Source organism: Cellulomonas sp. P1_C4 (assembly GCF_056406355.1).
Window position 1 is genome coordinate 163,591 of the sequence record NZ_JBFUAI010000003.1, and the last position, 20,341, is coordinate 183,931.

22 protein-coding genes are annotated in these 20,341 nt (G+C 69.7%); 9 read left to right on the forward strand and 13 right to left on the reverse strand.

Annotation, left to right across the window (positions count from 1 at the left end; translation table 11 throughout):
- Position 1 precedes the first annotated feature (1 nt).
- A complete protein-coding gene (locus tag AC1DYZ_RS03445; protein WP_477063816.1) occupies positions 2–4,198 on the reverse strand; it encodes an nSTAND1 domain-containing NTPase in 4,197 nt (1,398 codons plus the stop codon).
- Positions 4,199–4,343: 145 nt separating this feature from the next.
- Here AC1DYZ_RS03445 and AC1DYZ_RS03450 point away from each other — a divergent pair, with 145 nt between their 5' ends.
- The 6 genes from AC1DYZ_RS03450 (at position 4,344) to AC1DYZ_RS03475 (ending at position 8,529) form a co-directional block, all read left to right on the forward strand.
- The gene (locus AC1DYZ_RS03450) at positions 4,344–4,499 is read left to right on the forward strand and encodes a hypothetical protein (protein WP_477063817.1); all 156 of its coding nucleotides are present in this window, start codon (positions 4,344–4,346) and stop codon (positions 4,497–4,499) included.
- A gap of 202 nt (positions 4,500–4,701) precedes the next feature.
- A complete protein-coding gene (locus AC1DYZ_RS03455) occupies positions 4,702–5,478 on the forward strand; it encodes a CYTH domain-containing protein (RefSeq protein ID WP_477063818.1) in 777 nt (258 codons plus the stop codon).
- Between the two features lie 59 nt (positions 5,479–5,537).
- Entirely contained in the window at positions 5,538–7,064 is a 1,527-nt protein-coding gene (locus tag AC1DYZ_RS03460; RefSeq protein WP_477063819.1) for a Ppx/GppA phosphatase family protein, read from the forward strand.
- Between the two features lie 220 nt (positions 7,065–7,284).
- Entirely contained in the window at positions 7,285–7,497 is a 213-nt protein-coding gene (locus AC1DYZ_RS03465; protein WP_477063820.1) for a hypothetical protein, read from the forward strand.
- Positions 7,498–8,005: 508 nt separating this feature from the next.
- Entirely contained in the window at positions 8,006–8,410 is a 405-nt protein-coding gene (locus tag AC1DYZ_RS03470; RefSeq protein ID WP_477063821.1) for a hypothetical protein, read from the forward strand.
- The gene (locus AC1DYZ_RS03475; protein ID WP_477063822.1) at positions 8,407–8,529 is read left to right on the forward strand and encodes a hypothetical protein; all 123 of its coding nucleotides are present in this window, start codon (positions 8,407–8,409) and stop codon (positions 8,527–8,529) included. Before AC1DYZ_RS03470 ends, AC1DYZ_RS03475 begins: the two co-directional genes overlap by 4 nt.
- 52 nt (positions 8,530–8,581) lie before the next feature.
- On the opposite strand, the gene AC1DYZ_RS03480 is transcribed toward AC1DYZ_RS03475, so the two are convergent.
- The 9 genes from AC1DYZ_RS03480 to AC1DYZ_RS03520 all read right to left on the reverse strand — a co-directional run bounded on the left by AC1DYZ_RS03480 (position 8,582) and on the right by AC1DYZ_RS03520 (position 14,478).
- On the reverse strand, positions 8,582–9,232 hold the full coding sequence (locus tag AC1DYZ_RS03480) for a coiled-coil domain-containing protein (protein WP_477063823.1): 651 nt from the start codon (positions 9,230–9,232) through the stop codon (positions 8,582–8,584).
- Complete coding sequence (locus tag AC1DYZ_RS03485) at positions 9,232–10,836, reverse strand: phage tail tape measure protein (protein ID WP_477063824.1); 1,605 nt, start codon at positions 10,834–10,836, stop codon at positions 9,232–9,234. Before AC1DYZ_RS03485 ends, AC1DYZ_RS03480 begins: the two co-directional genes overlap by 1 nt.
- A gap of 414 nt (positions 10,837–11,250) precedes the next feature.
- A complete protein-coding gene (locus AC1DYZ_RS03490; RefSeq protein WP_477063825.1) occupies positions 11,251–11,967 on the reverse strand; it encodes a hypothetical protein in 717 nt (238 codons plus the stop codon).
- A 7-nt stretch (positions 11,968–11,974) separates the two neighbouring features.
- Complete coding sequence (locus AC1DYZ_RS03495) at positions 11,975–12,178, reverse strand: hypothetical protein (protein ID WP_477063826.1); 204 nt, start codon at positions 12,176–12,178, stop codon at positions 11,975–11,977.
- Positions 12,179–12,246: 68 nt separating this feature from the next.
- On the reverse strand, positions 12,247–12,414 hold the full coding sequence (locus AC1DYZ_RS03500; protein ID WP_477063827.1) for a hypothetical protein: 168 nt from the start codon (positions 12,412–12,414) through the stop codon (positions 12,247–12,249).
- Positions 12,411–12,695, reverse strand: coding sequence for a WhiB family transcriptional regulator (locus tag AC1DYZ_RS03505; protein WP_477063828.1), 285 nt, complete (start codon positions 12,693–12,695; stop codon positions 12,411–12,413). Before AC1DYZ_RS03505 ends, AC1DYZ_RS03500 begins: the two co-directional genes overlap by 4 nt.
- Entirely contained in the window at positions 12,692–13,795 is a 1,104-nt protein-coding gene (locus AC1DYZ_RS03510; protein ID WP_477063829.1) for an AAA family ATPase, read from the reverse strand. The genes AC1DYZ_RS03505 and AC1DYZ_RS03510 overlap by 4 nt, the downstream gene beginning before the upstream one ends.
- Positions 13,792–14,016 (reverse strand): hypothetical protein, encoded by a 225-nt coding sequence (locus AC1DYZ_RS03515; protein WP_477063830.1) that lies wholly within the window; start codon positions 14,014–14,016, stop codon positions 13,792–13,794. Before AC1DYZ_RS03515 ends, AC1DYZ_RS03510 begins: the two co-directional genes overlap by 4 nt.
- A 279-nt stretch (positions 14,017–14,295) precedes the next feature.
- Entirely contained in the window at positions 14,296–14,478 is a 183-nt protein-coding gene (locus AC1DYZ_RS03520) for a helix-turn-helix transcriptional regulator (RefSeq protein WP_477063831.1), read from the reverse strand.
- 116 nt (positions 14,479–14,594) lie between these two features.
- Here AC1DYZ_RS03520 and AC1DYZ_RS03525 point away from each other — a divergent pair, with 116 nt between their 5' ends.
- Positions 14,595–15,230, forward strand: a complete 636-nt coding sequence (locus AC1DYZ_RS03525; protein WP_477063832.1) for a hypothetical protein — start codon at positions 14,595–14,597, stop codon at positions 15,228–15,230.
- On the forward strand, positions 15,223–16,287 hold the full coding sequence (locus tag AC1DYZ_RS03530; RefSeq protein WP_477063833.1) for a site-specific integrase: 1,065 nt from the start codon (positions 15,223–15,225) through the stop codon (positions 16,285–16,287). The genes AC1DYZ_RS03525 and AC1DYZ_RS03530 overlap by 8 nt, the downstream gene beginning before the upstream one ends.
- A 33-nt stretch (positions 16,288–16,320) precedes the next feature.
- On the opposite strand, the gene glnA is transcribed toward AC1DYZ_RS03530, so the two are convergent.
- The gene (gene glnA, locus AC1DYZ_RS03535) at positions 16,321–17,745 is read right to left on the reverse strand and encodes a type I glutamate--ammonia ligase (RefSeq protein ID WP_456824204.1); all 1,425 of its coding nucleotides are present in this window, start codon (positions 17,743–17,745) and stop codon (positions 16,321–16,323) included.
- A 256-nt stretch (positions 17,746–18,001) separates the two neighbouring features.
- On the opposite strand from glnA, the gene AC1DYZ_RS03540 reads away from it, so the two are divergent.
- The gene (locus AC1DYZ_RS03540) at positions 18,002–18,526 is read left to right on the forward strand and encodes an RDD family protein (RefSeq protein ID WP_477063834.1); all 525 of its coding nucleotides are present in this window, start codon (positions 18,002–18,004) and stop codon (positions 18,524–18,526) included.
- Positions 18,527–18,538: 12 nt separating this feature from the next.
- Here the strand turns inward: AC1DYZ_RS03540 and AC1DYZ_RS03545 are convergent, their stop codons facing one another.
- Positions 18,539–19,255, reverse strand: a complete 717-nt coding sequence (locus AC1DYZ_RS03545; RefSeq protein WP_477063835.1) for a DUF4191 domain-containing protein — start codon at positions 19,253–19,255, stop codon at positions 18,539–18,541.
- Positions 19,256–19,295: 40 nt separating this feature from the next.
- The gene (gene lipA, locus AC1DYZ_RS03550) at positions 19,296–20,297 is read right to left on the reverse strand and encodes a lipoyl synthase (protein WP_477063836.1); all 1,002 of its coding nucleotides are present in this window, start codon (positions 20,295–20,297) and stop codon (positions 19,296–19,298) included.
- Between the last annotated feature and the right edge of the window lie 44 nt (positions 20,298–20,341).

The following is a 20,341-nucleotide window of genomic DNA, read 5'->3' on the forward strand; positions in this document are numbered from 1 at the left end:
GTCAGCCCTCGTCGGGGCACGTGCGCTCGTACGCTTCGTGCTCCACGTACCTGCCCCACTCCTCCTGGGTGAGGTTGCGACCGGCAAGCCCGCAGGCGACGTCGACGAGGTGCTGAGGACTGGTGTCCCAGGTCAGCACCTGCCCCTGCGGGTGGGCGAGCAGGAGCGTGTGACCGTCGGCCAGCGGTCGGGCCGTCGCGATGTCGTCCTCGCCGCCGACGCCGAGGCTCCCCAGGTGCCCGAGGGTTGCCGCGTCCCACAGCTCGACGACGCCGCTGCCCATCGTGATGATCTGCGTGCCGTCGTCGCTGTAGATCAGGTCCCAGACGTGGTTGCTCGGGAAGGCGCGGACCGGGACGAGGTACTCGAGCCGACCCTCGCGCAGGGCGGCGACGTCCACGACACCCCAGACGCCGCCGTCGTAGTAGACCGCGAGGCCCGCCCCGTCAGGCGAGAAGTCCATGGCGGAGCCGTAGCCGTCGAGCGTGACGGACCTGACGGTTCCGGTCGTCACGTCCACGACGGCGGCCGCGGAGCTCGCCCAGCGACGCAGGACCACGGTGTTGTCGTCGGGGCTGACGACGGGAGTCTCCCAGTCCTCCCCCGGCAGTGAGGGGAGCAGGACCGTCGGCCCCTCGGTCTCGAGCGTCGTGGGGTCGATCCACCGCATCGCGTCGTCGGGTCCGACGCTCACGAGCGACGACCCGTCGCTCGTGAAGGCGTGCCACTTCCCGGCGGCGCGATCGTTGCGCCGGACCAGCGTCCCGGTCTGCGGATCCCAGGCCTGGAGCCAGAAGTTCTTCTCGGCCAGATCGCTCCCCGTGGCCAGCACGAGGGTCGAGTCCGGGCTCCAGAGAGCCTGGAAGACGTTGCCGGCTTCCTGCAGCGGTGTCAGGGCACCGGTGGCCAGATCGCGGAACTGGAACGTCTCGTGCCCGCGTGCGTGACCGTAGGCGGAGTACAGCACCTGCCTCCCGTCCGGCGACGGGTCGCTGGCGTGCACGGCCCGGCCCGCCGGCGCCTCGGGGAACGAGCGCCAGCCGGGGAAGCCGCGCGTCCCGCCGACGTCCCAGGCGAGGAGCAGGCGGTCGGGGGCGACGGAGTAGAGGGTGTTCCCGTCGGGGCTGAACGTCAGGTCGGAGACCTCCTTGGCGTGGCCTCGGAAGGTGTGCACCGCCTGGCGGGCCGCGAGGTCCCAGACGACGACCGTGCCGTCGGCGTACCCGGCGGCAAGCTGGGTGCCCTCGGGGCCGAAGGCCAACGCGCTCACACCTCCCGACTCACCTGTGAGGGTGAAGAGGCGCTCGAACGTCCCGGCGTCCAGCACGACGAGCCCTGTGACGTCCGAGCGGGCGAGCGTCGACCCGTCCGGGCTGAGCGCGATGATGCCGCCGCGCTCACCACCCCAGTCGGGAGCGGCGGACCGGAGCAGGTTTCCCGTGTCGACGTCGAAGGCGCGCAGGCTGTCGGCGCCGGCCCGCTGGGCGACGTAGAGGGTCCTGCCGTCCGGGCTCAGCTGGACCAGGCCGTAGATCTCGGGCATCGGGACGCGGAAGATCGGCCGTGCAGGGTCGTCGGTTCCCCAGACCATGGCCTCCAGCGGCGCGTCGCCCAGCCAGGCGACGGCTGCGAGTCGGGTTCCGTCCGCGCTGAAGTCGAGACCATCACCGGCCACGAAGGCCCCGTCGACGAATCCGTCGAACGTCCCCACCTGCGCGAGCGAGCGGGCGTCGAGGGCGTGGAGGGCGTGCGCGTCCGGGTGGTTCACGCCGCTGCCCAACGGATCCCACCCCGCCACCGCGACCACGAGCTGACCTCCGTCGGGGCTGTAGGCCAACGCCGCGGTCCGGAGATCGGGCCGGCCGCCCGTCCTGGCCAGCGTCACCGCGTCGTACGTCGTCTGGCCCTGGACGTCCGCACCGTCGGCGCTCGTCACCGCCACCGTGCGTCCGTCCGGACTGACGTCGACGTAGTCGAAGCCGGACCCGCGGGCGACCGCGACGAGGTCGCCCGTCTTCCCGAGCACCTCGGACAGCGCGGAGCGGGTCGCCAGCGAGTCGTCGAGCCGCACCGCCTGCAGTCCCAGCAGGACCGCCAGGTCGGGCTCGACCGTCGTGACTGCCTCGGCGGACAGCCGGCGGGCGTCGGCGATCCGTGCCTGTTCGTCGGACCGGCRTGCGGCGCCCACCGCGACGACGCCGGCGCCGAGCGCGACGACGAGGAGCGCGGCGACGCCCGCCAGCGCGAGCCGCAGCCGCCGGTTGATCCGGGCCTCCGCGTGCAGCTCGCGCTCGGCGTTGGCGCGGGAGGCGTCGAGGAACGACCGCTCGGTCCCCGTGAGCTCGACCTGGTGCCGGTCGGTCCACTCGGTCGCGCCCACCAACCGCACCCCGCGATAGAGCTCGCTGTCGGGGCGGCCCAGGGCGTCCCAGCCCTCGGCGGCCACCGTGAGGTGCCGGAAGACGCGCTGGCCCTCGACATCGTCCTCCAGCCAACCCCGCAGTCGCGGCCACTCGCGTGCCAGCGCCTCGTGCGCGATCTGCACGTCGCCCTCGTCGCTGCTGACCAGCCGAGCGGCGGCCAGCAGGTCGATGAGCCGCTCGTGCGACGCGTCGAGCGCGAGCCGCTGCCGCGGAACCCGCGACCGGGTCGGCGCGCCGTCGTCGCTCGGGGTGACCAGGCGGAGGAACAGGGCACGTACCTGCAGCTGCTGGCGTTCGTCGAAGTGCGTGAACAGGTCCTCGGCCGACTGCGCGACGGCGTCGCGGATCCCGCCGGTGGCGCGGTAGCCGTCGACCGTGAGGGTGGGGCCCTCGCGTCGTTCCCAGGTCTGCCGGAGCACGTGCGACAGCATCGGCAGCGCGCCGGGCTCGCCCTCCACCTCCCGCACGAGGAGGTCCACCAGGCCGGGCTCCAGGCGCAGGCCCGCCTGTCGGGCCGGTCCCTCGATCGCGGCGCGCAGGTTGTCCTCGCTCATCGGCGAGAGCAGGTAGAGACCACGTTCGACGAGCCGGGCGAACCCGGGATGTGTCGACAGCTCGCCCAGCCGGTCGGCGCGCAGCGCGAGCACCACCTGGCCTTGGTAGGCGGCGAGGACGTCGAGGTACGCCGTCCGCTCGGCGACATCGGCGCACAGCGTGACCGCCTCCTCGGCCTGGTCGACCACGAGCACGGGGAACGGCGGATGCGTCGGCAGGCCCGCGAGGGAGTCGAGCGGTCGGCTTCCCGGCGTGGTCATGAGCACGCGCGTGCCCTCCGCCACCAGGGTGGCGACGACGCCGGCCCGCACGAGCGACGACTTGCCGGTGCCGGACGGGCCGACGACGGCAAGCGCGCCGCGCGCACGAAGCCGGGAGAGGCACGCCTCGACGTCGGCCTCGCGCCCGAAGAACGTCTCCGCGTCCCCACTGCCGTAGGGGAGCAGCCCGCGGTACGGGCAGACCAGGCTGGTGGCCAGCGACTCCGTCCGCTCGAGCGCGGGGTCCTGACGAAGGATCGCCTCCTCGAGGGCGAGCAGCTCGGCGCCCGGGTCGAGCCCGAGCTCCTCGCGCAGCTTGCGCCTGGCCTGGCCGATCGCGTCGAGGGCCTCGCTCTGCCGACCGGACTGGTAGAGCGCGCGAGCGAACAGCGCCCAGCGCCGCTCGCGGTACGGAGCCTCCCGCACCAGCGCGCGGGCGTCCTCCAGTCGCACCCGCGCGCGACCGGCCGCGATCTCGGCCTCGACGCGCAGCTCCTGGGCATCCATGCGCAGGCCGTCGAGCCGCTCCGCCTCGGTGCGGCCGGGCTCCCACTCGTCGAGGTCGCTCAGAGCTCGGCCCCGCCACAACGACAACGCCTCGTCCAGCACGAAGGAGGCGCGATCGGGGTCGTGGTCGACCAGGTGCTCGCGCGCCCGCGCCAGCATGCGCTCGAACCGGTGGCTGTCGACCTGGTCGTCGCTCACGCGCAGGACGTACCCGCCGTAGGAGGTGGTCTCGATGACGTCCCGACCGAGCTGCTTGCGCAGCCGGCTGATGCACCCCTGCACGACCTTCGGCCAGCTCGCCGGTGGCTCCTGCGCCCACACGGCATCCGCCAGCACCTCCGGGTCCACCGCCTCGTTGGCCCGGACGACCAGCACCTCCAGGACGACCCGGTCGCGCAGCCCGTAGCCGTCAGCACCGCCGACGGCGAGGGGACCGAGCACCTGGATGCCCACGGCCCGACTCTCCGCCCCTCTGCACGACGGGGTCAACGGGCGCGATACCGAGGTGATACCGCGCCCGGCGCCGCGCGATACCGGCGGGTGCCACAACGGACATCAGCACCGCAGCTCCGCGGCGCAGACCACCTTGGAGGGCATCATGAAGAAGTTCCTCGGCATCGTCACCGCCGTCGTCCTGGCCACCGGGCTCAGTGCGTTCGGCACCGGCGCGCTCCACGCGTCGCCGGGCAGCGGCGACGACACACAGACCGTCGCCCTGCCGTACTGCAGGGGCCCGCACTGGTGCTCGTACTGAGGCGCGTCGTCGGTCTTCGTGCCCTCGACCCGGCCGCCACAGGGGGGCGGCCGGGTTGCTGTTCGTGCGGCCTGCACCGGCTCGCGTCCCGAACCCCGACGCGCGCGCATTCAGCCACGTCAGGCCCCGTATCGGGGGGGCCGACGGCGTAGATTGCGAAACGTCGGAGCGTCCTGTGTGGCGCGGGCGGAGAGCGAGCGAAGTGACCGCGACCGGGAGTCTTCCACTGCTGTCGGACGAGCTGCTCCGGCTGCGCGAGCTGCTCCTGGGCGCCGACAGCGTCGAGCTGAAGCTGACGGTGCCCGAGATCGCACATCGATCGACGACGGCGACGCTCGGCCTGGACCCGCTCGACGCCCAGATCCGCCACGTGTACTTCTTCGACACCCCGGATCTCCGGCTCAGCAGGGCTGGCGTCGTGGTGCGGGCGCGACGGATCCAGGGACGAGGCAACGACTCGGTCGTCAAGCTGCGACCCGTGGTTCCCGCCGACCTCCCCAGCGAGATCCGCCGGTCGCCGAACTTCAACGTCGAGGTGGACATCGTGCCCGGCAGCTACGTGTGCTCGGCGTCGCTGAAGGGAAAGCTCCCGGCGACCGCGGTCCGCAGCTCGGCGTCCGGTGAGCAGCCGCTGCACAAGCTGTTCTCGAAGGAGCAGCGGGCGTTCTTCGCCGAGCACGCCCCCGACGGTCTGAAGATCGACGACCTGTCGATCCTCGGCCCGATCTTCGTGCTCAAGCTGAAGGTCGTGCCGGAGACGTTCGGCCGTGGCCTCGTCGCCGAGATGTGGTTGTACCCGGACGGCTCCCGCATCCTCGAGCTGTCCACGAAGTGCCACCCGACGGAAGTCGTCGCGGTCACCGCCGAGCTCCGGCGGTTCCTCGCCGACAAGGGCGTCGACATCACCGGCGAGCAGCAGACCAAGACCAAGACTGCCCTGGAGTTCTTCTCTGCGGAGCTGCAGGCTCTGCCGGCATGAGTCGTGTCATCGGGATCGAAGGCCGGGACCGCCCAAGACAGCTGAGGACGTGGTGACCGATGGCGACGACTCACATCATCCCGCGCTGGGAGTGGCGCACGTTCGGCGTCCAGTTCGGCCCCGCGGAGGAGTTCCTGGCCGGCCAGACGCCCACGGGGTCCAAGCAGAGCGACGAGCTCTATCTCCTGTCGGTGGGCGGTGACACCGTCAAGGTGCGCGACGGGCTGATGGACATCAAGCTCCTGCGCGAGGTCGGCACGGGTGGGCTGGAACGGTGGGAACCGGTCCTCAAGGCCGAGTTCCCGCTGGGCCGGGACGACATCGAGGCCGTCTTCGCCGCACTGCGCCAGCCCCTGCCCGACCTGGCGCACGACACGTACAGCCTCGAGGAGCTCCTCCGCGAGGTGGTGGACCCGCACCCTGGCGTTCGCTCGGTACCCGTCCGCAAGCGGCGCGTCCGCCACACCATCGAGGGCTGCATCGGGGAGCTCTCCGAGGTCGAGGTCGGCGAGTGGGTGACCAGGACGCTCGCGATCGAGTCGGAGGATCTCGACGCGGTCGTGGCCGCCGTCCGAGCCGTGGGACTGGGCAACCGGGTCAACACGAGCTACCCGCGTGGCCTGGGAGCCCTCTTCGACGGGGAGCCGCCCCGCTACGCGACCATCGACGTCGGCACGAACTCCGTGAAGTTCCACATCGGCCAGCCGGTCGCGGGCGGCTGGGAGGCGCTGGTCGATCGCGCCGAGGTGACCCAGCTCGGCGCGGGTCTCGCGCAGACGGGGAGCATCTCGCCCGAGGCGCTCGAGCGGACGACGGAGGCCATCCGCGGGATGGTCGCGGAGGCCCGCCGGTACCTGGTCCGACAGATCGCCGCCGTCGGGACGGCCGGGTTGCGCATCGCCGACAACCGGGCCGAGGTCCTGGACGTCATCCAGGCGGCGACGGGCGTCGCCGTCGAGGTCATCTCCGGTGAGGAGGAGAGCCGTCTGGCCTACATCGCCGCCCTTGCCGGCCTCGGCGTGGCGGACGGCTCGATCGTGGTCTTCGACACCGGCGGCGGCAGCTCCCAGTTCACGTTCGGCCATGGCGACGTCGTCGACGAGCGCTTCAGCGTCGACGTCGGAGCCGCCCGCTACACGGAGCGCTTCGGGCTCGACGGTGCGGTCTCGCGCGAGACGCTCGAGGAGGCGCTGGCGGCGATCGCCGGCGACCTGGCCCGGCTCGACGACCGGCCCGCGCCGGACGCTCTGGTGGGGATGGGCGGGGCGATGACGAACCTCACCGCCGTCAGGCTGGGACTCGAGCGCTACGACCCGGATGCCGTGCAGGGCTCCGTCCTCGAGCGCGACGAGGTCGACCGCCAGATCGAGCTGTACCGGACGCAGGATGCCGAAGCGCGCCGATCGATCGTGGGCCTGCAGCCGAAGCGCGCCGAGGTGATCCTCGCCGGCGCCTGCATCGTGCGCACCGTCTTGGACAAGCTGGGCATGGATCGGCTGACGGTCAGTGACCGCGGCCTACGGCACGGCCTCATCAACGAACGGTTCGGAGGCGGCGAGAAAGAGGCGCACAACATGCCGACGTGAGCCAGGGGTTCGGCACGGACTCGACCCCATCGTGGAGCAGCCTTGGTCGCGGCTGGTCTCCGGTCGTTGTTGCACGAGGTCCGATGTCCGCTCCCGGTCCTCGTCTGGTCGCCACACGTGCGAGCACGACCCGCGTGCGCAGGCGCGAGTCGCAGAAGATCCCCCGCACATGGACGAGCGATTCCCGACGCGACGATGAGCACGATGCGACCATCAGCCCATGGCCGAGCCCCAGCCCAACGCCAAGACGACCGTGCTGCCGCTCTGGACCCCGTCGCTCCCGGCACTCTGGGTGCTCACCGGCTTTGCGGTAGCCGTCGTCGTCTTCGCGATCCTGGAGCGGACAGTCGGGTCCTGGTTCGTCGCTGCGTCGTTCGTCATCACGACCACGAACGTCTGGATCCGCCGACGCGGTGCGAAGCGACGGTCTTGACCATCGCGGCTCCCCAAGGGAGTCGCCGACTGCCGCACGCACAGCCAGCTCGCCGACGCAGGCGGCGGGGGAGCCCGGAGACGACTGTGCGTGACACGCGTCCTGCTCCGTGGGAGGAACGAGACCGTCGGAGGTGCCCGAATCGCTTCCCCACGTGTTCCCGACGGAGATCCGCAAGTCAGGCACAGGAAAACCCCTGGCCGGAGCAGCGGCCAGGGGTTCACCTATCGGGCAGAACGTCCACACTCAGACGTCGTAGTAGAGCTCGAACTCTCCCCGCACCGTTGGAAACCGTGGGCTAGCGGGGGATAGGTGCGCTGACCTGCGCTAATACGAGCGCCGAGCGTTGGGCACCGTTGGCGTCCGCTGAACCTATTGCGGACTCCCTGCGGACTGGGCTCGATGGCTGAGCCTCACGGAACGGATCAAGAACAGAGCGGCGCCCGTCGATGCGGGAACACCAACGGGCGCCTAGGAAGCACCCCTACTGCTGGACAGGAGCACTCCCATGAGTACGAGCATGACGCACGGCCCTGGATACACCGAAGGCGTCCTCCCCGTGTGGGCGACGGAGTGGGACACCGACGAGTACGGCGACTCGACTCCGATCCGCCCGATCGTGGGCGAGGAGATCCGACTCGAGCCGGGCGCGGACGGTCAGCCCGTCATCTACACGTCCTACGCGTTCGTCGCGGGTAGCGGACACGTCGAGCCGTCGAAGGCCCGTGAGCTGGCGGCGGCGCTGTTCGAGGCTGCCGACATCCTCCAAGGTGGGCCGAGCATCGCGCGGCAGGTCGCCACGGTCATCGCGGGGCTCATCGAGGAACGCGACATCACCGCGGGCCAGCTCGACGCGATCGCCACCGTTCTGGGCATCGACGCCGACGCCATTCTCAAGGCGGCGCGCGGATGAACGCCGCCGACGACTTCGTCCTGGACGTGCTCGCTGCTCGCCTGACGTCGCATCAGGCGCGGGCGCTCGCGGCGGCGTTCACCGAGGTTGCCGAGGTCCTTGAGAGCGCTCAGGACTGACCGACCAACGAGCCCCCCGCAACCATGGTCGGTTGCGGGGGGCTCGCTCGCGTCAGCGGAAGTAGATGACGGTCGCAGCGATCGAGAAGAACGCCGTGGCAGTCCCTGCGCTGACGAACGCGCGGGTCTCGACCGTGAACGTGCCCCMGGGCGTGACGCTGAACTTGCGCGAGAAGTTCGAGGCGCCGTTGGCGAATCCGGCGCCCGGGTAAAGGTTCATGAACGGCCCGTCGGTGCCGCCGATGCGGGTGGCGATCTGCGCCGGGTTGGACGATCCGATCGCTGCAGCGGTGTTGGCCGTCACGGCCGCCTGCGTGTAGCCGGCCGGAACTGTGAACGTGACCGTCGTGTAGGAGCCGGTCGATGTCGTGAGCGTGATGCCGCTCTGGCTCGTGTTGGCCGTGTCCGCCGTCGTCTGCTCGCCCTGGAGGGTGGAGATCGATGCGACCTGGGCCGTCAGGGTGGCCTGCTGTGCCGTGAGCGTGGCTTGCTGGCTTGTCAGGGCGGCCTGCTGGGTTGTCAGCGCATCCTGCTGAGTCTCGAGCGCCGCCTGCTGTGCCTGCAAGTCAGCGATGACCGGGGCGAAGGACGCCGCGATCGACGGCCCGAGCTCCCTGACGCCGCGTTCGAGGTCGATGATTCGTCGGCTGTTCGCGTCCTCGCCCGGAGGGACGAGGTTGCCGAGCGTTCCGGGGAAAGCCATCAGGGCATCCTCATGTTCTGTCGTCGGGCCACGGCCTGAGCGGTGGCCTCGGGGGTGGCGTTCTCGTAGATGTGCCAGTTGGTGACCCCGGCTGCGGAGCCAGTGGAGGACGAGCCCATTGCCGCGAGCTGCTGCTGGTTGTAGATGTGCCCAGGACGGTCCGGCACGAACAGCTCCGGGGAGTTCTCGCCCACGACGTACGGCTGCCCCGCAGACACCGGGCCGCCACTCGCGCGGAACTTCACGCCGCCACCCGCGACCCGGAACGTGCCGTCCTGGAACGCGGTAACGAGGTTGCCCTGCGCGTTCAGAGACACGGTCGCGGATGCCCCGTTGAGGGCCAGCACCTTGTCCCGCAGAGAGTCGACTGCGTCCGCGCCGGCGTAGAAGGTCTGAGCGGTCTTGTCGGCCCCGGCACGCATCGCTGAGAACGTCTCGTCCGTCGTGGCGCCGAACGTCCTCAGGTTGTCGGAGGCCTGCTGGATCTTCGGACCGATGCCAGGGATCCACCCGAACGCCTCCGCGGCACCGTCCACGAACCGCTGCACGACGTAGAGGAACGCGTCGACCATGAACTGGCCGCCCGTGAGGATCGCACCCTGGAGCTGGAACCACATCGCCCCAACCTTCAGGAGCGCCGAGGTGATCGAGAGGCCACCTGCGACGAACGCGATCGCGGTCGTCTTGATGACGTCCTGGTTCTCCGTGACCCACGCCGCCAAGTCCTGAAGCGCCGGCACGCCGACGTCGGAGAACGTGTGGAACAAGTCGGTGACCACGGGCAGGAGAGCCGTGCCGATCGTGGCCTTCGTGTTCTCCAGCTCAGCCGTGAAGATGCGCTGCTGGTTCGCCAGACCGCCGCTAGTGCGGGCGAAGTCACCCTGAGCGTCCGAGGTCTGCGCCAAGATCTCCTGCTGAGCCGCAAGAACCTTGTTTGCCGGCGTCAGAGCGTCCTTGGTGGACGAGATGAGCCCCATCGCCAGCGCACGGTTCTTCAGGGTCGCGTCGTCGAGGAGGACCCCATATGCGCGGATCGGCTCAGCCTCGCCACGCAGCGCGGACCCGATCGCGTTGATCGCATCCTCGGGGCTGGTGTTGTTGAACGACGCCAAGTCACCCGCGAGGCCCACCAGGCCAGTCGAGAAGTCCGACAGGTTGTCACCCGTCAGGCCGGCGGACTTGCCGAAGATGCCGAACGTCGCCGCACCGTCGAGGGCCTCCTGCTGGGACTGACCGAGGGCGGTCGAGGTCGTCTTGGAGAACTTCAAGACCTTGCTAGCCGCATCCCCGAAGATCTGCTCGGTCTTCGACGTCGTCTCGTTCAAGTCCGACGCCGAGGAGATCGCATCCGTGAGGAAGTCCTTCACGGCGTCAGCAGCCTGCGAGATGCCCACCGCGGCGAACGACGCCAGGAACGCACCACCGGCGACCAGTCCCGCCTTCGCAAACCCCTTCGACTTCCCGACACCGTCACCGATCTGGTCACCACCACGCATTCCCGCCTGCGAGAACGGAGCGTCCAGATCCTTATTCAGGTTGCTCGCGAAGCCCTTCGTGCTGGGCAGAATCGTCAGGTACGCAGACCCGACCTCATAACCGGCCATCACTGGCCCCCCTTCTTCGCAGCCGCTAGGGCCGCATCGAGTAGTGGCCCAGCCATCCGGCCGAACCCAGTGCGGAACGCCGACACCGACGTCACCGCCAGAGCGATCACAAGCTCATCCATGGCGTCCACCTCACGAGCCCGTGCGATCACCAGCTGCGCACTCGCGTCATCCGTGTCAGCCGCGTAACGGATCAACGCGACAGCCTCAGCAGCCGCGTCGAACGACTGCGGCGTCACCACGACGACCCCGCAGAGACGACGGGGCGGGACCCCCCTGCCCCCCGGTGGACGGCCACCCCGTGGCATAGGGCCCTTTCACACACGGAGTGCTGGGGGTTTTTTGCCTGCGGGGAGAGATCGGCCCTATGCCACGGGAGGGCCGTGAGGCCCCCCCGGAGGAGGTGGTGCCCGGTCACGCGTCGGCCGTTTCGAACGTCGTCTGACGTTTGGCGGGTCGGACGACGTCGGCGGGCTCGGGTGTGGTCGGAAGTCCGGCCATCACCTTGTACCGGTCTTCCACCTGCAGGTCATAGGCGGCCTTGTCAGAGGTGGTGTAGTCGCCCGGTGCGAGCCTGTAGGGCTCGGGCTGGAAGCGGCTGCCCGAGTGCCAGCGCAGGTGGACGTAGGAGAGCCCGACACGTTCGCGGGCCTCTGCTGCCCGTGCGACGGCCTGGTGCGCTTCCTGTGCGGCCTGGCGGTACTCGGTGAGCCGTGCGAGCTCGTGGGCGGCTACCTCGGCCTGGTGGGTGCGCAGGTAGTTGCCGACGGCGGCCTGAGCATCGGCCATCGGTGCTCGAGCGTCGGCGCGGGCGATCTCGAACGCTACCCATGCGATCTCTTCGGCTCGCCGGGCTGCGTCGGTTGCGGGGGTTCCGGGGTCGGGCTCGCCGGCCCGGATCGCAGCTATGAGCGCGTCCTTGTCTTCCTCGGGCGCGCCGTTCTCGAGAATGTCGACGGCGTCGGTCCAGGCGTCGTGTGCCTCGGTGGCCTTGACCCAGGCGGCGTCACCGGCGGCGAGGATCTTGGCGACGTCCCTGGGGAACGGGTAGTCCTCGAGCTCGATGGGCAGCGGGTCGGCGATGACGTACGTGTGCGTCGTGCCGTGACGGGTAACGGAGAAGGCGGTCATGGTGTGATCACTCGCCCGTCTGCGCGGCGAGGCCGATGTCGCGGCCGTCCGGCGTCGCAGAGGCCGACTCGGCCGACGGCTTCCCGGCCATCAGCTCGGTGAGGTAGCCGGCACGCCGGGCCTCGTTGATGGCCTTGTAGTCCTTCGCGGCCACTGCGCGTGCCAGGTCGCTGTGCGTCCACTGCTCTTCGGGGGTCGGGTTGTAGCTCATGGTGGTTCCTCTCGGGGTTGGGGTGGTGCTGGTGGTCTGCCGCGCTTGGTGCGCGGCGGTCTGGGGGGTCATCGGGTACCGGCTCGGACGAGGCGCACGGCGCCGCAGGTGGCGCACTTGAGGGCGTGCCAGCCGCGGACTGCTGCGGTGTCGGAGGTCCAGCCGGGTAGGTGGCAGCCGGGGGCGTGGTGCACTCCGTGCTGGTCGATGACTTCGGGGCGGGTCTCGTAGTTCACGCGGCCTCTCCCTTCTTGGGGCGGCCGACCTTGGGCCGGCGCTCGAGGTAGGTCAGGCCGCCGTAGACGCCCTCCTCCTTGGGGTGAGCGAGCCCGTACGCCTGGCACTCAGGGACGGCCCTGCAGGGCACGCAGCGGCGTGCGGCGTACTCCTGGTCCGCGGGGTCGTCCGAGATCCAGCAGGCAGTCGTGTCGGGCGGTCCGAGGCGGCACTGGATCCGGAAGCCGTTGTCCTCGAGCGCCTGCAGGTACCTCTCGAGTGCGTCGCGGTCGGTGCTCACGCCGCCTCCTGGTGCTGAGGTCGGCAACGTGCCGTGAATCCCGGACCGTTGAGGGGTTCGCCGCAGTCTTCGCAGGCAAGTGATGTGGGTGTGGAAAGTGTGGGTTTGTGGAAAGTGGGTTCCAATTCCACACTTTCCACACTCCCAACAGGGGCATACAGACCCCGGCTGCGGATCCGTAGGCGTCCGCTGTCGACCAGGCGCCCGAGGTAGGTCCCGGCAGCCTTGGCGGTGACGCCCACTGCTGCCCCCACCTCGGTCGGGCCGACGCCGGCGGGGTAGCCGTTGACGTACTCGACGATCTCTGCGGACCGGTCGCCGAGACCCTCCGTGGCCTTGGCCTGCTGGGCAGCTCGTGCGGCATCGGCCAGTGACGATCCCTGGATGGTCCAGGAGCCCTCGCTGACGGTGAGCGCGTACTCGCCCTCGGGGACATCGCGACCGGTGACCCTCAGGACGCCCTCTGTGTCGTTCCTGGAGCGTGAGAGGGACACCGTGAAGTCGGCGGCACCGTTCAGGCCGTTCGTGCCGCTGGTGGAGTCCATCCAGTCGTCCGAGGTGGCCTTGCGGACGTGGTGCACGACGAGCAGGCAGGCGCCCGGGTTGTCGTCGGTGAGCCGCTTGAGTGCCCCACCGATGCGGTAGTCCCGGGCGTAGGCGCTCTCTCCGGGCTGTGCCGGCGGGGAGACCTTCCCAAGGGTGTCCAGGACGACCAGGGGGCGCGTGCCGGGGTGCTCGTCGAGCCAGGTCGCGATCAACGGGATGATGTCGCCCGGCGTCGCGCTCGTCGCGTAGTCCAGGTTGGAAGGGATCGGCTCGTCGCCCAGGAGCTTGCGGCATCGGCTCTGGAGCCGCCTGTCGCCGTCCTCGAGCGCGAGCAGCAGCACGGGTCGCGCCTCGCCCACTGGCACCTTCCCAAGGGCGTCGGAGCCGGATGCGACCGCGAGGACGATGTCCAGGGAAGCCCAGGACTTGCCGACCTTGGGCGGCCCGGTGAACAGGCCGAAGCCCTCAGGGATGATGCCCGGGACAGCCCAGGCGAGCTCGGGGAACGTCTGCGCGTCGAGCCATGCGCCGCTACGGATCCGGGGGGCGTTCACGCGGCCACCCCACGGTCACGAAGGATCTCGCGCTGACGGGCCGCCCGGTCGGGCTCTCCCCGCCGGTCGCAGAGGTCCGCGTACGTGGGCCTGGCGGCCACGAGACGGGCGATTGCGGCGGAGACCTCCATGCGTCCGCGCCACTCGTCCTCGGCCTGCTGGCGACCGATGGCGATGCCCTGAACGACTCCCGCCTCGTACCAGTCCAGGGCGTCACTCATGGTCATCACCCGCCTCCGTGACGGGGACGAGCTCGACGAGGATCATGTCGGCGGCATCACCGCGGTCGTGGGCTCGACGTACAGCACGCTCGGCCGCCGGCAGGTTGAAGTACAGATGCCGGTGCACCCTCTTGCCACGCACCAGGACAGCGAACGAGGTGCGGAAGAACTCCGCGGCGTCGTGGTCGGTGCTCGGTAGAATCGGAAGTGATCCGGCGCCCACCTGATCGTTGCGGCCCTCGTCCCTGACCAGGACGGGGGCCGTTCTCTGTGCCCCCATCAGGCGGCACGACCGGCGCGGACGTCCTCAAGCCACGTTTCTACGTCGTCCACCGCGTAGAGGACGCGACGGCCGACCTTGAGGCTCTTCGGCCCCTTCCCGACGTACCGCCAGTAGCGCAGAGTCTCGGCTGGCGTGTGTACGAGCGTTCCGAGTTCATCGGTTGTCATGTACCGGGACATCGGTCCTCCTCTTGAATCACGGTCACCCGGTGAGATCCGGGTACTACCGTTGACTCTAGGTGAGATAGACCCCTAAGATGGGTCTAACTAGACGCCCACACGCTTGGAGGCCCGCGATGCGGAGCCAGTTCAGGAAGTACCCCGACCACTACGAGCGGCAGCTCACCGTCGCCGGCGGCACGGCATTCGTCGCCTACTCCTACAGCGGTCCGAAGGTTGAGAGCGCTGGCGGAACGGTCGCCCCTGAGCGCTTCACCTACGTCGAGACTCCGACCGATCCCTTGGCGCCGAGCTACGTGGTCGAGTGCGCGCACGACGACCAACGCCGAGTCAGGATCGAAGCAGTGCACGTCCTCCGCAGACCGGGTGGCCGAGAGATCTACTCCTCGGACATGAGGAGAATTCGTTCGCTCGAAGATGTCGTCGAAGAGGCGTGGATGGCCGCATCGTTTCGGAACGCCTTCGCACTCGGAGACTCACTCAAGGAAGCAACGGACGCGCTCGAGCGGACGGTTGCTTCCCATACCGCGGAGGACCGGAAGACAATCCGCGGGTTGCGCCGCCAACTGCGGCGCAAGGTCACGCCGGAACTCTTGGCCGAGGTTGCGGAGGTGTACCGAGAGAACGTGTCGACCGGCAAGCCGACGCTCGCGGTGCGAGAGCACTTCGGCCTAGCCGAGTCGACCGCCTCGCTGTATGTGAAGCGAGCTCGAACGGCTGGCCTCGACATGGGGGATGCGAACAATGGCTAGCATCGCGAAGCGCACGAGCGGCCGCTGGATGGCCCGCTACCGGGACGTCGCCGGCAAGGAGCACTCCAAGACGTTCGACCGCAAGATCGACGCTCAGCAGTGGCTCAACATCGTTACGGCGAGCGTCGTTCGTGGGGACTACGTCGACCCGCAGACGGCCCGGACCACAGTCGAGGCCTGGTGCACGTCGTGGCTCGAGGGCTACGGGACGCGCCGCAGGTCGACAGTTCGCCAGGCCGAGGTGCACGTCGCGAAGATCGTCGAGCAGTTCGGGCCGATGCGCCTGGCCGACGTGAAGCCGTCGGCGGTGAAGTCGTGGTGCGCGAAGCTCAAGGCCGGGGGAGCGGCGGACTCATACGTCTACGCGCTCCACGCGCGGCTCTCCCAGATCATGGCTGACGCAGTCCATGACGGTGTGATCGCCCGCAACCCGTGCTCGCGGCGGACGTCGCCCGGAGCGGGCAAGCAGCGGCCCTACGTGGCGACCACAGAGCAGATCTGGGCGCTCTACGACGCCGTACCGGAGCACATGCGCGGAGCGATCCTCCTGGGCGCGTTCGCGGGCCTCAGGACGGCCGAGGTGTGCGGCCTGCGGGTCGAGGACGTCGACTTCATGCGGGGCATCGTGAACCCCAAGCAGCAGTGGCCCGCGGAGCCCTTGAAGACAGAGACCTCCAAGACACCCGTGCCGATCCCGCAGTCACTCGCGCTCGAGCTCGCGGCCGGGGCGGACGACCGTACGTGGGTCGTCGAGACGATCCTGGGCGAGCAGGTCGGGCCTTGGCAGATCGATCGGGCCATCCGTGCACACCGTGCCGCCGCCGGTCTGCCAGCGGCGTTCCGGTTCCACGACTGCCGGCACTACTACGCGTCGCTGCTCATCGCGGACGGCGCGGACGTGAAGGTCGTGCAGGCCCGTCTGCGGCATGCGTCCGCGACGACGACGCTGAACACCTACACGCACTTGTGGCCGGACACAGAAGAGTCCACACGCGCCACCGTGGGAGCAGCCATGGCGGCGCGTGCGGACTCTCTGCGGACTAGGCGGACCTCGTGAACGCGTTACCGCAGGTCAGAGGCCCTCCGACGACTACACGTCGTAGTAGAGCTCGAACTCGTGCGGGTGCGGGCGCAGACGGATCGGGTCGACCTCGGCGTTGCGCTTGTAGTCGATCCACGTCGCGATCAGGTCGGGCGTGAAGACGTTGCCCGCCGTGAGGAAGTCGTGGTCGGCCTCGAGGCTGTCGAGCACCTCGCCGAGCGAGCCCGGGACCTGCTGGATGAGGGCGTGCTCCTCGGGGGGCAGCTCGTACAGGTCCTTGTCCACCGGGTCCGGCGGCTCGATCCGGTTCTGGATACCGTCGATACCGGCCATGAGCATGGCCGCGAACGCCAGGTACGGGTTCGACGACGGGTCCGGAACGCGGAACTCGATGCGCTTGGCCTTGGGGTTCGAACCGGTGACCGGGATGCGGATGCACGCGGAGCGGTTGCGGGCCGAGTAGACCAGGTTGACGGGGGCCTCGAAGCCGGGGACCAGGCGGTGGTAGGAGTTCACCGTCGGGTTGGTGAACGCCAGCAGCGAGGGCGCGTGCTTGAGCAGGCCGCCGATGTACCAGCGCGCGAGGTCGGACAGGCCGCCGTAGCCCTTCTCGTCGAAGAACAGCGGCTCGCCGTCCTTCCAGAGGGACTGGTGGACGTGCATGCCGGAACCGTTGTCACCGAAGAGGGGCTTCGGCATGAAGGTCGCGGTCTTGCCGTTCTCGTGCGCCACGTTCTTCACGACGTACTTGAAGAGCATGACCTTGTCGCCCGAGATGGCGAGCTTGTCGAAGCGGTAGTTGATCTCCTGCTGGCCGGCGGTGCCGACCTCGTGGTGGGCGCGCTCGACACCGAGGCCGAGGGCGTCCAGCTGCAGGCTGATCTGGTCGCGGATGTCCGAGAAGCCGTCGACCGGGGGGACCGGGAAGTAGCCGCCCTTGTAGGGGATCTTGTGGCCGAGGTTGCCACCCTCCTCCTCGCGGCCGGTGTTCCAGGCCGCCTCGAAGGAGTCGATCGAGTAGAAGGACTCGTTCTGCTTCGTGTGGAAGCGGACGTCGTCGAAGATGTAGAACTCGGCCTCGGGGGCGAAGAACGCCGTGTCCGCGATGCCGGTCGACTTCAGGTACGCCTCGGCCTTCGCGGCGACCTGACGCGGGTCGCGGCTGTAGGGCTCGTCGGTGTACGGGTCGACGATGTGGAAGTTGATGTTCAGCGTCTTCTCGACCCGGAAGGGGTCGATGTAGGCGGTGCTGATGTCCGGGATCAGCTTCATGTCCGACTCGTGGATCGCCTGGAAGCCGCGGATCGAGGATCCGTCGAACATCTGGCCGTCCGTGAAGAAGTCGAGCTCCAGCGAGTAGGCCGGGACGTTGAAGTGCTGCATCGTGCCGGGCAGGTCACAGAACCGGACGTCGACGAACTTCACGTCCTCGCTCTTGATGAACGCCAGGACTTCCTCTGGCTTGCTGAACATCCGCTGCTCCTCGGTCGGTGGTACCCGTGGGGTCGGGCAAGGCGAGGCTACGAGCGGGGCGTTTCTCTGTCGTGTACCAAGTGTTTCGACAGCGTTACGGGCCCGTTCCTCGTGTAACGAATGTTGACCCTATGCCCTCCGGTGGGGTGGCTCATGGGCGTCTCACTAGAGCATGACGAGCATCCTCCGGGTCGCGGGCAGCGGCCACCGCTGGCTCCTGTGCGGCCGATCCGGGTCCGTCGCCTACCCTGCTCGGGTGGCAGATCGTCGTGACCTCAGCTCGTGGCTTGGCGGCACTCCCGACGACTCCGACGGGCCGGGCGCGACCCGCGCGGTACCGCGCGGGGTGCGTCTCGGGCTGCCCGAGTCCGGCCCGGGCGCGCTCGCCCCGCTGGGGCGCCGGGTCCTGGCCCTCGCTATCGACTGGGTGGCGTGCCTGCTGATCTCCGGCGCGTTCTTCGTCGTGGACCCGACCGCGTTCTTCCTGTCCCGCGGCAACCCGCTGGCCACCCTGGGCATCTTCGCGCTGGAGAACGTGCTGCTGGTCGGCTCGATCGGCAACACGCTCGGCCACCGGCTCCTGGGCCTGCGCGTGCGTCGGGTCTTCCCCGACCGGCCCGCCGAGCGCACGGACCCGGTCTGGACGACCGCGGCCCCCGGCTTCCTCAGCGCTCTCGGGCGCACCCTGCTGCTCTGCCTCGTCGTGCCCGCGGTCGTGTGGGACAGCGACGGCCGCGGCCTGCACGACCGCGTCGCGGGGACGGCCATCGTCCGCCGCTGACCCCCAGGCGGGTCAGCGGCCGCGCATGCCCTTGCGGTCGGGGCGGGCACGCATGGGGTCGACGCCCTTCGGCACGGGGAGCTTGATGCCGCCGAGGGCGGTGAGGCGCTTGCTCACCTCGGCGACCTCCTGCTTGGAGAGCTTGGGTCGGAGCTTCTGGACGGCACGCGGGAGCTTGCGCAGCGCGACCTGGCCCTCGCCGTCGCCGACCTGGATGAGCGTGATGGGGGCGCCGGAGATGACGCGCGCGGTGCGCTTGCGCTCCGACTCCAGCAGCTTGCCGATGCGCGACGCGGGGCCCTCGCCGACCAGGACGACACCCGGCCGCCCGACGCCGCGGAACACCATGTCCTGCGTGCGGGGGTCGACCGCGACGGGCTCCTGCGCGAACGTCCAGCCGCGCCGGATGGTCCCCAGGGCGGCGAAGGCCGCACCCGGCTGGCCCTCGATCTGCGTGTAGGCGGCTGTCTCCGCGCGGCGGGCGAGGATGAACATCGCACCCAGAGCGGCGAACGGGATGCTGAGCAGCAGCACGTACACCCAGTGGTTGATCAGCAGGCCGATGATGAGCCCCACCACGATGATGCCGAAGAACACCGCCAGCACGATCCACGTGACCGCCGGGTCGTTCTTACGGGTCATCTGGTACGCCTGCCACACCTGGTGGTACCAGCGGGTCTTCTTGACCTTGCCGGTCGGTGCAGCGGCGGGGGAGTTGTCACGGGCCATGGGCCCGAAGTCTACCGACCCGGAAGGGCCGTTCTGACGCTCACCGGGCGAGCAGGCTCGCCGCCTCCTGGCGGGACGTCGTCGGCTCGGCGAAGTGGGCCAGCGCCTCGGGGATGGGGCGGCCGTAGCGGCGCATCGCCTGGCCCCAGAGGCGGCCTGCGCGGTACGACGAGCGGACCAGCGGCCCGGACATCACGCCGAGGAACCCGAGGCGCTCGGCCTCAGCCGACAGCTCGACGAACTCCTCCGGTCGCACCCAGCGCGACACGGGGTGGTGCCGCACCGACGGACGCAGGTACTGGGTGATCGTGATGAGGTCGCAGCCGGCCTCTCGAAGCTCGGCCAGGGCCTCGACGACCTCCTCAGTGGTCTCGCCCATGCCGAGGATGAGGTTGGACTTGGTGACCAGCCCGGCCGCGCGGGCCGCGGTGAGCACCGAGAGCGAGCGGTCGTAGCGGAAGCCGGGCCGGATCGTCTTGAAGATGCGGGGGACGGTCTCGAGGTTGTGCGCGAGCACCTCGGGTCGCGACGAGAAGACCTCGGCCAGCAGCTCGGGGGTCGCGTTGAAGTCGGGGATGAGCAGCTCGACGCCGGTCCCGGGGTTCACCGCGTGGATCTGGCGGACGGTCTCGGCGTAGAGCCAGGCGCCGCCGTCGGGCAGGTCGTCGCGAGCCACGCCGGTCACGGTCGAGTACTTCAGGCCCATGGCCTGCACGGACGCGGCGACGCGGCGGGGCTCGTCGGCGTCGAAGTCGGCGGGCTTGCCGGTGTCGATCTGGCAGAAGTCGCACCGCCGGGTGCACTGGTCGCCGCCGATGAGGAAGGTCGCCTCGCGGTCTTCCCAGCACTCGAAGATGTTGGGGCAGCCGGCCTCTTCGCAGACCGTGTTCAGGCCCTCGCGCTTCACCAGGCCCTTGAGCTCGGTGTACTCGGGGCCCATCGTCGCGCGCGTGCGGATCCACTCCGGCTTGCGCTCGATCGGGGTCTCGGAGTTGCGCGCCTCGATACGGAGCATGCGTCGGCCATCGGCTGCGATCGTCACGCCGGTCAGACTAACCCGCGGTCGGCGCGTCGGCTGCAGGGGAG